Origin of the sequence: Citrobacter cronae (assembly GCF_016893685.1) — a bacterium.
In the GTDB taxonomy this organism is placed as follows: domain Bacteria; phylum Pseudomonadota; class Gammaproteobacteria; order Enterobacterales; family Enterobacteriaceae; genus Citrobacter; species Citrobacter werkmanii.
In genome coordinates, this window is the sequence record NZ_CP069763.1 from 2,739,898 (window position 1) to 2,754,928 (window position 15,031).

The window sequence follows — 15,031 nt, forward strand, 5'->3', positions numbered from 1 at the left end:
TTGAAGCGCTGATAAGCGGTAACTAATTGCGCCAGCACATCATCTTGTCCAAGCAGCGCGCACTGCACCAGAATGCCATACGCCACTTTGGTGCCATGGAGAAACTTCTCCGTTTGCGGGAGGACGGTCAGACCGTTATGGACCGAATGAGCCGCCGCTACACGGGTGTAGCGCTCGCCCAGGCCGCCGACCATACCGCCGCCGGCTATAATCGCATCCACCACGTCGCTAAACGCCTGGGTTAGTTCACCACGCTGCTTATCTGCCAGTGCCTGCTCGCTGCTTTCCAGCAGGACGTCGCGGATGGCCAGCGCGCCGTTGATGCCCAGACGTACGGTCAGAGGTAACGTTTCTGGCTGCGGAGCCAGCACCACTGCCTCATACCATTTCGCCAGCGTATCGCCAATACCGGCCAGTAAATACTCTTCAGGCGCGTTAAGTATGATTCGTGGCTCAACCAGCACCAAAAAATTGGCATCGTCGAATATTTCGAAATGCAGCGCCTGACCGGCATCGTTGTACCAGACGGAAAGCGGCGTCCAGGCCGCGCAGGTGGCGGCGATGGTTGGGATCGCCACGAAAGGTAAATCAAGGCGGCGAGCCAGCGCTTTAGCCGTATCGAGCAGTGTACCGCCACCCACGCCAATCACGATGCTGCGATCATCTCCCGATTCTTTTGCCAGTTGAGCAACATCGGTTTCGCTGCAATGTCCCTTAAACAGCAGGCGCTTAGCTTCGGCAAGATGAAAAGCTTCTGGCAGATAAGGACGCGCCGCGGCGATAGCTCGCTCACCGTAGACCCAGACGGCGTGTGAGAGTTGATCCGGGGTGAAAAAGTCGTGCAGTCTGGAGAGGCTACCGGTGTGGGAAAAGTAGTTAGCCGGGCCGGTGACGACGCGAATCTCGGTATTACTCATGTTGTGTTGTCCTTGTGCTGTCCTGATCTGGCAGGTTATTTTTATATAGACGTCTGAACGTCTTGATTGCCAAATACTAACATCGTGCTATAGTGGCTTCAACAACAACATCACACGTCGGGATAACAATAATGAGCAATAACCCACTGATTGTGCAAAGCAAACTCCCAAATCTGGGGACCACAATATTTACGCAAATGAGCGCGCTGGCACAGCAGCATCAGGCTATTAACCTCTCGCAGGGATTTCCTGATTTTGACGGTCCACATTTCTTGCAGGAACGTCTGGCATATCATGTCGCGCATGGCGCTAACCAGTATGCGCCGATGACGGGCGTGCAGCCGCTGCGCGAAGCCATTGCCGATAAAACCGCGGAGTTGTACGGTTATAAGCCCGATGCGACAAGTGAAGTCACCGTCACGGCAGGGGCTACAGAAGCATTGTATGCAGCCATTACAGCGCTGGTGCGGCCTGGTGACGAAGTGATCTGTTTTGATCCGAGCTACGACAGCTACGCGCCTGCGGTGGCGTTATCCGGCGGCGTGGTGAAACGTATTGCGTTGCAACCGCCGTCATTTCGTGTGAACTGGCAGGAATTTGCCACGTTACTCAGCGAGCGCACCCGGTTAGTAATCCTCAATACACCGCATAACCCATCTGCTACCGTCTGGCAGCGCGCTGATTTTGATGCGTTATGGCAGGCGATTAAAGAGCGCGAGATTTTTGTTATTAGCGACGAAGTGTATGAGCATATCTGCTTTGCCGCTCATGGACATGCAAGCGTGCTGGCTCATCCGCAGCTACGGGAACGCGCTGTTGCCGTTTCATCTTTCGGTAAAACGTATCATATGACCGGCTGGAAAGTCGGCTATTGCGTTGCACCCGACGCCATTAGCGCCGAGCTAAGCAAAGTCCATCAGTACCTGACGTTCTCAGTCAACACACCGGCTCAGCTGGCTCTGGCGGATATGCTGCGGGAGGATCCAATACACTACCGCGAGCTGCCCGCGTTTTATCAGAGAAAGCGTGATGTGCTGGTGAATGCGTTACGCGACAGCCGACTGGAAATTCTGCCGTGTGAGGGGACCTATTTTCTGCTGGTCGACTACAGTGCGGTCTCAACGCTTACTGACGTTGAGTTTTGTCAGTGGTTAACTAAAGAAGTGGGGGTTGCGGCGATACCGCTGTCGGTGTTCTGCGCCGATCCTTTCCCGCATAAGCTGATCCGCCTATGTTTTGCCAAGCAAGAATCGACGCTGTTAGCAGCCGCAGAGCGTCTGGTTTCGCTGTAATTATTTTACTGTCCAGGCTTTGGAAAACCGACGGTCGGCAAATAACTCCTGTAGGCCGTTGATTTGTTTCAGTCGCAACACTTCATCGTTATCCATGCCCAGTTCTTTAGCGATTTTTTCTTCACTCCAGCCCAGTTGCGATAATTCACGCACGATTTCCGACATGGCGTGGATTTGGTGGCGTCCGCGGGCGCGGTTATGGCGGATTGTCGCCGCCATACGTTCATGGCGATCGCGTTCCAGGCAGGCGACGGGCAGATAGCCTTTTAATCGTGGTTTTAGCGATGCTTTGTTTTTTCCTAATTCATGGCGGTGAAAGCCATCGATGATTTCATACTCTTCTTCCGTTGAGTGAACCACGACAATCGGCTGGGTGAAGCCATCCGCTTCGATGGATTTCAACAGCAGCTTTTTCTCCGGCGGCGCAACGTTATTAGGATTGTAATCATTGGGCGAAATGTGATCGCTTTTAATCCATAACACGCAATCTACTGGTTCTTCACGAAATGGACTGACGCTGTGGATTGCCATTCTGAATTCATTAATGGCTTCAATTCTATCTTTTTCTGGCAAACCAGAAAGAAAGCCGAGGAGTTCCTGTGTTAATCGTTGTTGCATAACAACCCCCATTCCTGACGTTTGGTTTTCATGCGTTCAGTATATCGCTGGTAGTTTTTCGTTTTTGTGGGGCTGAACGACAGTGCTCGACACCAGTAATCATTATTCAGGAGTACTTTGCAGATCCTTCTCCATGAGGGGATATCCCTGGAACCAATATCGCCTTCCTGACTTTCCGGGATATTGTCCATGCCTTTTTTCTTATACCACTGTATATAGACAGCGATTTTGTTGCGGTAATGTTCTGCGGTCTGTTCTGGCATGCTGTGTAATAGCAGCATGGCGTATTGCTGCCAACTTAAATGCTCTGGTTTGAGTATTTTCCGATGACCGTAAAAATGGTTGTCATGACCGGCGTAAATCCCGCCACTTTTAACGCCGCTGACGCGGGCGCACATAGCCGCCCATCGCTGTGGCTCAATGACATGGTACAGCCACAATCCCTGGCGTTGTTCCGGTCCAAAGGGCTCGCAAATACGCATATATCTTGTTGGGACCCCGGCCTGATACATCAGGTTATACAAGGGATTGCACGGCATTTTTGTCTTCGCAAACCATGTCCAGATATCGGCTGTTTTCCAGTCATATAACGGATAAATATACCAGGTGTGGCCACCTGGCGCTGCCGTCGTCCACGGCTTGTCATCGGCAAAACGTTGCTTACGCGAGTTGGCGATGGCCACAAAGCGGTTATAGGACTCGTCCGCGCGAATACCGACCATCATCGCTGCGGGACGCTTTTGTGAAAACCAATCTGCGAACTCGCGAACGAAGAGCTCAAAGGTCATACCGGGCTGATAGAAAGAAAAGAAATTGGGGTCGGTAATGGCATCGGCCGGTGGCTGACGCACCCACTGTATATTCGGCTCCCAGCACTGCCATTCGGGTTGATATTGTGAAAGCGCGTTTTGTGTGGTCAGAGGTAATGCGACCCAATAAAATTCTTCGATAACATCGGAATAACTCTCGCGTAGCGCCTGGACATAATCGATAGTGCAGGAAAACTGAGCTTCCCAGTCAATAAATAAGATGCTAATTTTTTTCTGTAACTGGCGGGCAAGGGTGGCCGTAAGATGGAGCATAAGACCGGAATCTTTTCCTCCCGATAATGAAACACAAATGCGCGGCAGCGTGTTGAGCGTCCATGTAATGCGCTCCTGTGCGGCTTCAAGTACATGTTGAGTTAGAGGTATTTTATAAACAGACATATCAAATCCATAGTGAGGAGCTGTTATTCCCCGCTATGGTAAATGGTCAGCATAAGAAATGCTAATCTATATGTGTCGTAATTCTCATAAATAATTCACCATTTCAATAAATGGCTTTTATGAATTATTAATATGAATTAATTACGCTCACCGGGAAAAAAATTAACAGGCGTTTATTCGCTATCTGGTGTAATTCTTTTTATATATGAGGCAAAGGAATCGTTAGAAAGCGAAGCGCGGTTATACATCAAATACAGTTTTGCTGACGGCAATTTTATACCGACGCTAATCTCCTTGAGATTAAAGACAGGGGAGTAAAATTCGTACATAACTCTGGGTATAATACCAATGATATCAGTGTTTGATATAACGTTAACGATTGAAATCAAAGAGTCGCTACTGAAACCAATATCACGATTGGCTAAAAGTTGATTCGTTTGTGACTGATACTCTTTCATCCCCTGTTCCTCAGTGAGGAGTAATGTAAATTTTTCCTTTAATAATTGTTCTACGGTACTTGAATCATTAATTCTGGGATGGTTACTGTTACGGACTAACACCCCTTCGAGCGTTTTGACCGGCGTGCATACAATGGAGCGGTTATGTACTGGTACGATTGTGAATACCAGATCCGCTTTGCGGTAAGATAGAATATTTTCAGCAGTTTCCGCGCTCATTAGAATGTCGTGATGTTCAATCTCAATATCAATATCAGAACCTTCTCTGAGGGAATGAACCATCTCGTATAAATTTAAATTGGTTGCCATTTGCGGGCTATAAATAATAAATTTTTTCTTTAAACTGGAGTTATGCATGATGTTAATTGTTTGCTCCAGTGAGTTGAGGTTTTGTTCCAGATGATGATGAAGATTGATGCCAGTTACCGTAGGCGTGATGCCTTTTCCCGAGCGAATGAACAATGGATCGTTAAACTGAGTACGAAGTCGTTGCAATGACTGGCTCACGGCCGAAGGTGTAATAAAAAGTGTTTCTGCAGCCTTGCTGATGCTCAGGTGCTGATAGATACATTCAAAAATAACAAGTAGGTTTAGATCGAATTTTTTAAGATCGTAAAGATTAGCCATGTATACTTTCCTCTGACGGTAAAATTTGAAATAATTAAATTATGAAATAGTTTGAAATGTACTTATTTACAGACTTTATGTTTCAGTGCTTAATGAACGATTAATTTAAACTAACATAGCACAAAACACTTTATTTTCACGAGAAAAAAAAGAAGTGTGGTGAGTGATTGAAATGAGAACGATAACAATCACTCATTTTATTACCTTTATTTATTTCCCATGATAATGTTTAATTTCTCCTGATCGGGTAACCCGACTTCCTGTTGCAGCGTATTGTCTTTACTCATGTAGTAGATGGCTGGCGTCACGTTAGCACCCAAATCATCCATCAACTTTTGATTGATATTGAGTATCTTCATCTGCTCGGGCGGGAGAGAGGCAGGAATTTCCAGCTTCATTTTGCCGCCGGAGGCTTCATAGTTATGCCAGGTTTTGGCCGGATCTTTTGTCGACAAGATTGCGGCAGCTGTTGCCGGGCTTTCAGGTTTGATTACGCCCACCAGTAGCGTACGCAACTGAACTTTACCGGAATCGACCCACGGACGCGCCTGCTGCCAAAACTGTTTGCAATAAGGGCAGAAGGGATCGGCGAACACGTAGACAATCACCGGGGCCTCTTTCTTACCATCCAGAATCCATGAGGCTTTTTCCATTCGCTGCCACATCTCGCGCCCTGCTGGGGCATAGATCTCTTTTTCTATCAGTGCATTACTGAGGTTTTCACCTTTCTCATTGTACATGTAGCCTGAGATAGCATGTTTGCCGTCGGGCGTGACGTAGATAGTGACGCCCATATCCTGATATTTACCCAGATAACCTTTCATTCCGCCAGGGGCATCGAAAGGTTTCAGAATAGTAATGCCCTGTTTCTCAATGGCTTTAACAGGGGCAGGTAGCTCTTCGGCATGAACGATAGCGGGAAGTAAGGATAAGAGTAAGGTACGCTTGAACATTGATTTTCCTTATAAAATCAGAAGGAAAGGGGACTGAATTGCAAAACCTATCACAGCCATAGGTAAGATCGACAGTCTGTCGATTGCCCTTTCTTTAGTTGGGTGATGTAATCCCAATCGCTGTTACGACCTTTGTTAAGGTAATGTAGAGCGCAACACATAGCCAGTTCTGCTGGTACTGAAGTTACCTGCGGGTAGCTCGGGTAATGAGGCTCCCTGCAAAGGGGGCCTTTTTTACTTTTGTCTTTTAGGTTCGATTGAGGAAGTTGTTAGTTAACGCTTATTGATTTGATAAAGGAAACGCATTAGCCCTTGGAAGAGATTTTCGTTAACTTATCTCTCAACGAAAACACGGAGGAAGTACAGATGTCCTTGATTAATACCAAAATTAAACCTTTCAAAAACCAGGCGTTCAAAAACGGTGAGTTCATCGAAGTAACCGAGAAAGATACCGAAGGTCGCTGGAGCGTCTTCTTCTTCTATCCGGCTGACTTCACCTTCGTATGCCCGACCGAACTGGGCGATGTTGCAGACCATTATGAAGAACTGCAGAAACTGGGCGTAGACGTTTACTCTGTTTCTACCGATACCCACTTTACGCACAAAGCATGGCACAGCAGCTCTGACACCATCGCAAAAATCAAATATGCAATGATCGGCGACCCGACTGGCGCCCTGACCCGTAACTTCGACAACATGCGTGAAGATGAAGGTCTGGCTGACCGCGCAACCTTCGTTGTTGACCCGCAGGGTATCATCCAGGCAATCGAAGTTACCGCTGAAGGTATCGGCCGTGATGCGTCCGACCTGCTGCGCAAAATTAAAGCCGCACAGTATGTTGCATCCCACCCAGGTGAAGTTTGCCCGGCTAAATGGAAAGAAGGTGAAGCGACACTGGCTCCATCTTTAGACCTGGTTGGTAAAATCTAAGCCAATTTGTAGGCCGGATAAACATAGTGCATCCGGCATTCCACAGGCGCAAATTTGCGCCTGTTTCATTCCAGCACCATGACGCAAGTTGCATTAATGCAGTCCCGCGAAGTCGGCTTGCATGATGATGTTTTCAGAGAGGGAAGAAGAATGCTCGACACAAATATGAAAACCCAGCTCAGGGCTTACCTTGAGAAACTGACCAAACCTGTTGAGCTGATTGCTACGCTGGATGACAGCGCTAAATCGGCAGAAATCAAGGAACTGCTGACTGAAATTGCTGAACTGTCAGAAAAAGTCACCTTTACAGAAGACAATACTCTGGCAGTGCGTAAGCCATCGTTCCTGATTACCAATCCTGGCTCTCACCAGGGGCCTCGCTTTGCGGGTTCTCCGCTGGGCCATGAATTTACCTCGCTGGTGCTCGCGCTGTTGTGGACCGGTGGTCATCCGTCAAAAGAGGCGCAGGCGTTGCTGGAGCAGATCCGCGATCTCGACGGTGATTTTGAATTTGAAACCTATTATTCACTCTCCTGCCATAACTGTCCGGACGTGGTGCAGGCACTGAACCTGATGTCGGTACTGAACCCACGCATTAAACATACGGCGATTGACGGCGGTACGTTCCAGAATGAAATTACCGATCGTAACGTGATGGGCGTTCCGGCGGTATTTATGAACGGTAAAGAGTTCGGCCAGGGTCGCATGACGCTGACTGAGATCGTGGCGAAGGTGGACACCGGCGCAGAGAAACGTGCGGCTGAAGAGTTGAACAAGCGTGATGCTTATGACGTACTGATTGTTGGTTCCGGCCCTGCGGGAGCGGCTGCGGCGGTGTACTCTGCACGTAAAGGTATCCGCACCGGTCTGATGGGCGAACGTTTTGGCGGTCAGGTTCTGGATACCGTTGATATTGAAAACTATATCTCGGTACCGAAAACCGAAGGCCAGAAACTGGCTGGCGCGCTGAAAGCACACGTTGATGACTATGATGTTGATGTGATCGACAGCCAAAGCGCCAGCAAACTGGTTCCTGCGGCGCAGGAAGGTGGGCTGCATCAGATTGAAACGGCATCCGGCGCGGTGCTGAAAGCGCGCAGCATTATCATCGCGACCGGTGCGAAATGGCGCAACATGAATGTTCCGGGCGAAGATCAATATCGCACCAAAGGCGTAACTTACTGTCCGCACTGTGATGGCCCACTGTTTAAAGGCAAGCGTGTGGCGGTGATTGGCGGTGGTAACTCCGGTGTTGAAGCCGCTATCGACCTGGCGGGCATCGTGGAACATGTGACGCTGCTGGAGTTTGCTCCTGAAATGAAGGCCGATCAGGTGCTGCAGAATAAACTGCGTAGTCTGAAAAACGTCGACATCATTTTGAATGCGCAAACGACAGAAGTAAAAGGCGATGGCAGCAAAGTCACTGGGCTCGAGTATCGTGACCGCGTAAGCGGCGATGTTCACAGTGTAGAACTGGCAGGTATTTTTGTTCAGATTGGTCTGCTGCCGAACACCAACTGGCTGGAAGGCGCCGTGGAACGTAACCGCATGGGTGAAATTATCATTGATGCGAAGTGCGAAACCAGCGTGAAAGGTGTTTTCGCTGCAGGTGACTGCACAACCGTACCCTATAAGCAGATCATCATCGCGACAGGCGAAGGCGCGAAAGCCTCGTTAAGCTCCTTTGATTATCTGATTCGCACCACAGTAGCATAAAAAAGTAAGACTCACCTGCAATGCCAAAACCGCCAGTCATCCGCTGGCGGTTTTTTATTTCGCTAAAGCGCGCACAACATGCTGACCTGCAATGTGAACCGTCAAAATGTGTACCGCCACAACCCATGCTGGTTGCACCAGGTATAGGCTGAAAATCCTCGTTTGCAGTTGAATTTACACTGTTTCCCTTTACAGATTGGGCGATCGCAATAAACATAAGCATCATTGCCCGCGAGTGCAAAAGTGGCTTCCGGCGGCGCGCCTGGCGGCAGATATTTAAATTGTCCCCCCTGAAAGGTGTAAATAAAGATCCACTCCAGATAGTGATCTGCCGTCATTGGATGCGCCGGATTACCTACCGTTACGGAAAGCGTATTTGATTCAAATCCCCCGGAAATGGTCATCAGCGGTTGATGCTGTTGGGCGAGCGCATCGGTAGTAGTGGCATCATTAACCCGTAACGCGACGAGTGTTTTTCCACAGCAGGTTATCGGGGATGTTTCGTCACGTATAGCCATGGTGACAAGGAACGCCCCACACTGAGGACAACGGTAGAAGTTCGGGTTAGGGCGGATAAAAGTGGGTTTGGTACTGTTTTTAATCCGGTTTGATACCCTGCGTACGTTGCGGGAATGTTCGGGAACAGTATGAGTGAGAGACATAACGCGCTCCTTCTTACGCCGAGGTTGTTAGACCAGTCGTTTCTTGCGAGAGGGATGCCAGACGCTGGAGAATATCCTGTCGGAGAATGTATTTTTGAATTTTGCCTGAGGCCGTACGCGGTAATTTGTCTATAACAACCAGATATTCCGGGTATTTATATTTTGCGATACGCCGTTGGGCGAAAAACGCGATGATATCAGCCAACTGAAGCGTTTTTTGTGGATGACTCAGCACGACATAAGCGCAAGAACGTTCACCCAGGCGTTTATCTGGCATGCCCACCACAGCGGCATCGTGGATATCCGGATGAAGCAGCAGAATATCTTCTATTTCGCGACTACTGATGTTTTCACCGCCACGAACAATAACGTCCTTTTTTCGGCCAGTAATTTTGATATAGCCGTCTTTATCCATCCGGCAATAGTCGCCGCTGTAATACCACCCGTCGTCGTCAAGCACCTGGTCGGTCAGTTCCGGTTCATCAAGATAGCCGACAAAAACATTGGGGCCGCGAGAGGCTTCTTCGCCCTCATTATTTTCCGCCAGAGTCATCTTCTTCTGGTCGACCACTCTGATTTCAACGCCTGCAGCGGCTCTGCCATCCGTGTTCATTTGATGAGTCAGAGAGTCATGCGGTTGCACTATCGCATGGGGAGCACTTTCTGTACTTCCGTATACGCCAAGGAGTTGAATCCCTGCCTGGTGACATTCCTGCAGAAGTTTTCCTGGGATTGTGGTTCCCCCGCACAGAAAGAAGCGAAGAGAAGAGAGACTGCTGCGCTGTGCTTTGGAAGCATACAGCAGATCGCACACGAACGGTGTTGCTCCCATGATGCAGGTGCAGCGCTCTTGCGCCAGTAATGCCAGGCACTCTTGCGGAGAAAATATGTCCATCAACACGCTGCTGGCGCCTGTTAAAAAAGGGGCGGTCACGCCATGCAGAAATCCTGTTGCATGGGCTAGCGGAGCGGGCATGAGAATCGAATCCGTCCAGTTTATATTGAGCGCCGCGCAGAAGGTTCGTTCACTGGCGATGATGGTATTGTGCGTCAGCATCACGCCTTTGGGATGACCTTCCGTACCGGAAGTAAAAAGAACAGCCGCCAGATCGTCGCTATGCGTTAGGACGTGATGCACTATTGGCGGAGAATCATTGAGGATCTGGCTCAGAACGGGGCCTGTGGGCGCAGGCGCCAGCTTATCAACCGCCACCACCTTCTCAAGCCAGGGCAGATCGGAACGGAGTGCGGCGATCCTATCTGCCGGGTTGTCGTTTTTAAAACTCGTTGGTGTAAACAGTATCCGGGCCCGGGATTTATTGAGTATCCAGGTCAGTTCACACTCCCTGAAAGCAGGCAGGAGCGGGACGATCACGGCTCCGCTTTTCAGACAAGCCAGATAAATTATCGTGAATTCACACCAGCCGGGCAACTGGAGCGCCACGCGATCGCCCGGGCGGATACCGACGTCAATGAGCCAGGACGCCAGCCGTCCCGCGGCAATATCCAGCGCTTTATAAGTATAGTTATCCCCCCGATTATCGGTGACCGCCACTTTGTCTGCATACGCTTTGGCCGACAGGGACCAGTAATCGGCTAATGTCGCATCTCCCCAGTGGCCCTGTTGCCGGTATTGCGCTTTACGCTCGGCATTGATTTTTAGGTTCGTTGTCATTGGTTATGTCTCAGACTGAGTTCTTTTTTTGCAATACATCGCCAGTGCGCCAGCCAGTAGCGGCAGAGGCAAAAACAGAAAGACGTCACTGAATGTCCAGCCTGCTGCGAGCATGAGCGAACCCACGCCTGCGCTGGTAATCGCGCCCAGCCGACCAATGCCCGTCGCCCAACCAACGCCGGTTGCCCGTATTGAAGTCGGGTAAAAGTGCGCAGCCAGTGCATAGCAACCGGGGTTGATCCCGTTGAGAGTGAAGCCAAGGATAAGAACCAGGGCATAGAGCAGGAAAAGCGAAGGGGTGAACAGCCCCAGAACTAATGCGCCGCATATGCTGCCTGACAGCGTCAGAATAATCGCCTCGTGTTTGCCCCAACGATCCATTTCAATACCAATGCAAAAATTGCCTATCATGCCGCCTATCTGAAAGACAGACCCCATAATGACGGCTTGAGAGAGCGTAAGTCCGGCATCTTTTATCATCAGGGGTAACCAACTGGATAAAAGGTAAACGCTGAAGAGTCCGACAAAAAGCGTCAACCACAGCGCCACCGTTCCCAGCGTGTAAGGGGGATGCAGCAGTGACTTTGCCGTGCTGGCGCGGGCTTTTTGCGGCTCGGTGGTGTAAAAACGCGTATCTTTGTCTGCAATTCCGGGAATAAACAGATTTAGCAGGCGAACCAGGCGCGCATCGTTACCGGCGTGCTGCACCAGATACAACATCGATTCAGGTAAACAACGCAGTAAAACCAGTGCCAGCAATAATGGCAAAATGCCGCCTGCGATAAGCACGGCGCGCCAGCCAAACGTTCCGAGCAACTGTTGGCTAAGTATGCCTCCCAGCGCTGCGCCAGAATTAAAGCCGCAATGGATCACCGTTGACAGGCGAGAGCGATAACGGTGGGGGGCGTACTCTGCAACCAGCGTCGTGATGTTGGGCATGGCTGCGCCTAACCCGAGTCCGGTAATAAAACGAAAAAAAGTCAGGCTGGATAAATTCCAGGCCCCGGCAGAAAGCAGGCTGCTGAGACCAAAAAAGACAACTGACCCAATAATTAACTTTTTACGTCCATAGCGGTCAGCTAGCGGGCCAGAAATTAAAGAGCCTGCCGCCAGCCCCAATAATCCACTCATCATAACCGGGCCCAGATCTTGTTTGGATAGTTGCCAGTGATCTATTAATGCCGGAGCAATGTAGCCAATTGCCGTGACATCGAAACCATCAATACCCAGAACAAAAAAACCGAGAAAGACAATAAACCATTGCCGTTTGCTGATGGGGTGTTTGTCTAAAATCGTACTGATATCAATTTGATTCTGTACCGACATGGTCTTCTCCCTGAACCGCGAACACGAGGTATCTCCTGATACGGCGATATGCTGTTTTGCAGGGGGTTAGCCGAAGCGAAATTCAACGCCAAACGTTCCTTGTGGATATTCCCATTTTTGTAGAATGGTGTGTGAACACAGCACCCGGCATGTGCCGCATTCGAGGCAGCCAGCATAATCAAAGTGAATATTGCCAGCGTCATCCTGGCGATATAATCCGGCGGGGCAGGCGAGGATCAGTTTACGGAACTGCTCTGGATCGGGGTTTTCCACCAGGACAATATGGGGATGGCTTTCATCGACCCTGAATTTATTCGTGCCCAATTTCACATCGACGTTCACGGTATTCATAATGCGCGAACTCCTTTAATGCCGTCTTTTAAGAGATTAATTAATCCGATTTTTTTGCCGTGCGCTAATACTGTCGAGCACAGTGAAGCAGGGGCCTTGCCGTTGACGGTAAACAGAGACGCCATGAGATCGGTTGCCATTTGCGGATATTGTTGAAAAATTCGCGGGTTCTCCATCATTGCGGGGAGGCGGCGGTAGTGGCGCATATCGCGTAACACCGCGCTTTTCTCCAGTGCGTTGGGATAAGCCTGGAGTTTTCCTTTACTGAAATCATTGGCATTTTTCGCGGCAATGACCGTTTGCGCCGCCACATTGGCTGCTGTGATGGCGAGATCCATGCCCCGCACGGTATAGCCCAGATTCAGACACATTCCGGCTGCATCACCGACAATCATCACTCCGTTCTCGACTAACGTTGGAACCATATCTATCCCGCCTTCCGGCACCAGATGCGCGGAATATTCCTGTAGCGTACCGCCTTCGATTAGCGGACGGATAGCAGGATGCTGTTTGAAGTCTTCCAGCATTTGCGGCACGGTTTTACGGGCATGCTCGATACCGTCGAGGCCGCATACCAGACCCAGTGAAAGCGTATCGCGATTGGTATACAAGAAACCGCCGCCCATTAATCCGTCTGATGGTGAACCGGCAAACAGCCAGGCGGCGCCTTCGTTACCTGTTAGCCCGAAGCGCTGCTGAATTTGTGCGGATGGCAGTGAAATCACCTCCTTCACACCAACGGCATAATGGTGCGGCGATGATTCTGGCACCATACCGATAGCGCGGCCCAGCAGAGAATTTACACCGTCGGCGAGGAGAACCACATTTGCCTCCAGGGTATCGTCTCCGGCCTGAACTCCCGTCACTCGTCCATTTTGACGGATCAGTGAATCTACTCTGACGCCGGTGATGAACTGAGCGCCAACGGCTTCTGCTTGCGCCATGAGCCAACTGTCAAATGTGCGGCGAAGCACCGTCCATGATTCTGCGACCGGGGCCTGTTGGGGGAGGCTCGCGAGATAGTCCAGCGTGACAGCGCTTTCTGTTGTAAGAAAGGAAATTCGCTCCCTGACGACTTTTCTTTCAACGGGGGCTATATGGGTAAAACCCGGCATAATTTCTTCCAGGCTGTGCGTGTAGAGTCGTCCTCCGGTCATATTTTTACTGCCCGCAGTATCACCACGCTCAATGACCAGCACATCCAGTCCTGCTTTTGCCATTACATAAGCGGCGATGCAGCCTGAGATGCCTGCGCCGACAACAATGGCGTCAAATTTTTCGTCCGACATCGCTTTTGCTCCTGTTGCCGCCATTCGGGATGGCGGCGTTAAATGTTAGTGCTGCAGCAGTTCCGTTAATGCCGGGACGACTTTATATATATCGCCTACCAGCCCGTAGTCGGCGTACTGAAAGATTGGCGCATTCTTATCTTTATTAATGGCGACAATGGTTTTGGCGCCATTACCGCCGACCATGTGCTGTATCTGCCCTGAGATGCCCAGCGCCAGATACACATCGGTTTTAAGCAGTACGCCAGAAACGCCAATGTAACGTTCACGATCCATCCAGTGCTCACCTTCAGCAATGGGGCGAGAGCAGCCGACTTCCGCATTCAGCGCAGCGGCTAAATCCCAGATCATATGCAGATCGTCTTTGGCCGCTAAGCCACGCCCAATACCGACGACACGACGGGCTTTACTGAGATCGATGCTGCTGACCGATTTTGCCCGGCGCGCTTTGCATAAAAGCTCATGTTGCGGTGGGATATAGCTGACGGGTATGGGAGCAAGCTGATGCGGCGCATTTGCTTCCAGCGGCTCGAATGCGCCACTCGAAACGGTCACGATAGCCGTAGGTGTGTTAATTTTTTCCCGACCAAACGCCAGACCGCCATACATTCGATGTTCGGCATACAGTTCGCCATTCTCCAGCGCCAGGCTGGTGGCATCATTAATCAGCGCTGATTGCAGCAGGATGCTAAGCCTGGCCGCCAGGCTTTTTCCTCGTCGGGTTGCCGCCAGAAGGATTAATGTGCCCGTCCTGAGCGCACTGTCGTCTTTTTCGGTATTTTGTATCAGGGCAACGAGGGTTTCTGCATAGTTTTCTAACCGTTGCTGTTCTGACTTTCCGCTCAGGACGTACACCGCGTCGGCATGTTGTACCTGCAAAGCCTCGCTCTCATCCCAGATGACCGCACTCACGTGTTCACCGAACTGCTTTGCTCCTGCAAGGAGATCCGCGTAACGGTCGGCGCTGTCACTCACTACCCATACCTGATTGATTTTGCTCATTCCAGCT

Annotated in this window: 14 protein-coding genes; 3 read left to right on the forward strand and 11 right to left on the reverse strand. The window is 50.2% G+C overall.

From position 1 onward, the window contains the following. The coding region (locus tag JSN25_RS11605; RefSeq protein ID WP_233638412.1) for an oxidoreductase at positions 1-917 on the reverse strand (917 nt) is incomplete at its 3' end. A 131-nt stretch (positions 918-1,048) separates the two neighbouring features. Between JSN25_RS11605 and JSN25_RS11610 the strand changes: the two genes are divergently transcribed. After that, positions 1,049-2,209 (forward strand): pyridoxal phosphate-dependent aminotransferase, encoded by a 1,161-nt coding sequence (locus tag JSN25_RS11610; protein ID WP_204524950.1) that lies wholly within the window; start codon positions 1,049-1,051, stop codon positions 2,207-2,209. Here the strand turns inward: JSN25_RS11610 and JSN25_RS11615 are convergent, their stop codons facing one another. The 4 genes from JSN25_RS11615 to dsbG form a co-directional block, all read right to left on the reverse strand. Continuing rightward, entirely contained in the window at positions 2,210-2,827 is a 618-nt protein-coding gene (locus JSN25_RS11615; RefSeq protein ID WP_038638649.1) for an IbrB-like domain-containing protein, read from the reverse strand. After that, entirely contained in the window at positions 2,812-4,035 is a 1,224-nt protein-coding gene (locus JSN25_RS11620; protein WP_204524951.1) for a phosphoadenosine phosphosulfate reductase, read from the reverse strand. The genes JSN25_RS11615 and JSN25_RS11620 overlap by 16 nt, the downstream gene beginning before the upstream one ends. A gap of 173 nt (positions 4,036-4,208) precedes the next feature. Then, the gene (gene citR / locus JSN25_RS11625; RefSeq protein ID WP_204524952.1) at positions 4,209-5,120 is read right to left on the reverse strand and encodes a DNA-binding transcriptional repressor CitR; all 912 of its coding nucleotides are present in this window, start codon (positions 5,118-5,120) and stop codon (positions 4,209-4,211) included. Between the two features lie 206 nt (positions 5,121-5,326). Then, positions 5,327-6,073 carry a thiol:disulfide interchange protein DsbG gene (gene dsbG / locus JSN25_RS11630; protein WP_204524953.1) on the reverse strand — a complete coding sequence of 249 codons (747 nt, stop codon included), beginning with the start codon at positions 6,071-6,073 and terminating at the stop codon, positions 5,327-5,329. A gap of 366 nt (positions 6,074-6,439) precedes the next feature. On the opposite strand from dsbG, the gene ahpC reads away from it, so the two are divergent. Further along, the gene (gene ahpC, locus JSN25_RS11635; protein ID WP_004859485.1) at positions 6,440-7,003 is read left to right on the forward strand and encodes an alkyl hydroperoxide reductase subunit C; all 564 of its coding nucleotides are present in this window, start codon (positions 6,440-6,442) and stop codon (positions 7,001-7,003) included. Between the two features lie 150 nt (positions 7,004-7,153). After that, complete coding sequence (gene ahpF, locus JSN25_RS11640; protein ID WP_038638660.1) at positions 7,154-8,719, forward strand: alkyl hydroperoxide reductase subunit F; 1,566 nt, start codon at positions 7,154-7,156, stop codon at positions 8,717-8,719. A 101-nt stretch (positions 8,720-8,820) separates the two neighbouring features. Here ahpF and JSN25_RS11645 read toward each other — a convergent pair whose 3' ends face one another. The 6 genes from JSN25_RS11645 to JSN25_RS11670 form a co-directional block, all read right to left on the reverse strand. Next, positions 8,821-9,381 carry a desulfoferrodoxin family protein gene (locus JSN25_RS11645; protein ID WP_137346971.1) on the reverse strand — a complete coding sequence of 187 codons (561 nt, stop codon included), beginning with the start codon at positions 9,379-9,381 and terminating at the stop codon, positions 8,821-8,823. A 13-nt stretch (positions 9,382-9,394) separates the two neighbouring features. Beyond that, positions 9,395-11,056 carry a medium-chain fatty-acid--CoA ligase gene (gene fadK / locus JSN25_RS11650; RefSeq protein WP_204524954.1) on the reverse strand — a complete coding sequence of 554 codons (1,662 nt, stop codon included), beginning with the start codon at positions 11,054-11,056 and terminating at the stop codon, positions 9,395-9,397. Between the two features lie 3 nt (positions 11,057-11,059). Continuing rightward, positions 11,060-12,382, reverse strand: coding sequence for an MFS transporter (locus JSN25_RS11655; RefSeq protein ID WP_038638665.1), 1,323 nt, complete (start codon positions 12,380-12,382; stop codon positions 11,060-11,062). A gap of 66 nt (positions 12,383-12,448) precedes the next feature. Continuing rightward, positions 12,449-12,733, reverse strand: coding sequence for a ferredoxin family protein (locus JSN25_RS11660; protein ID WP_069323141.1), 285 nt, complete (start codon positions 12,731-12,733; stop codon positions 12,449-12,451). Beyond that, a complete protein-coding gene (locus JSN25_RS11665) occupies positions 12,730-14,022 on the reverse strand; it encodes an FAD-dependent oxidoreductase (protein ID WP_137351046.1) in 1,293 nt (430 codons plus the stop codon). The genes JSN25_RS11660 and JSN25_RS11665 overlap by 4 nt, the downstream gene beginning before the upstream one ends. 45 nt (positions 14,023-14,067) lie before the next feature. Next, the gene (locus JSN25_RS11670) at positions 14,068-15,024 is read right to left on the reverse strand and encodes an FAD-binding protein (RefSeq protein ID WP_121528750.1); all 957 of its coding nucleotides are present in this window, start codon (positions 15,022-15,024) and stop codon (positions 14,068-14,070) included. Between the last annotated feature and the right edge of the window lie 7 nt (positions 15,025-15,031).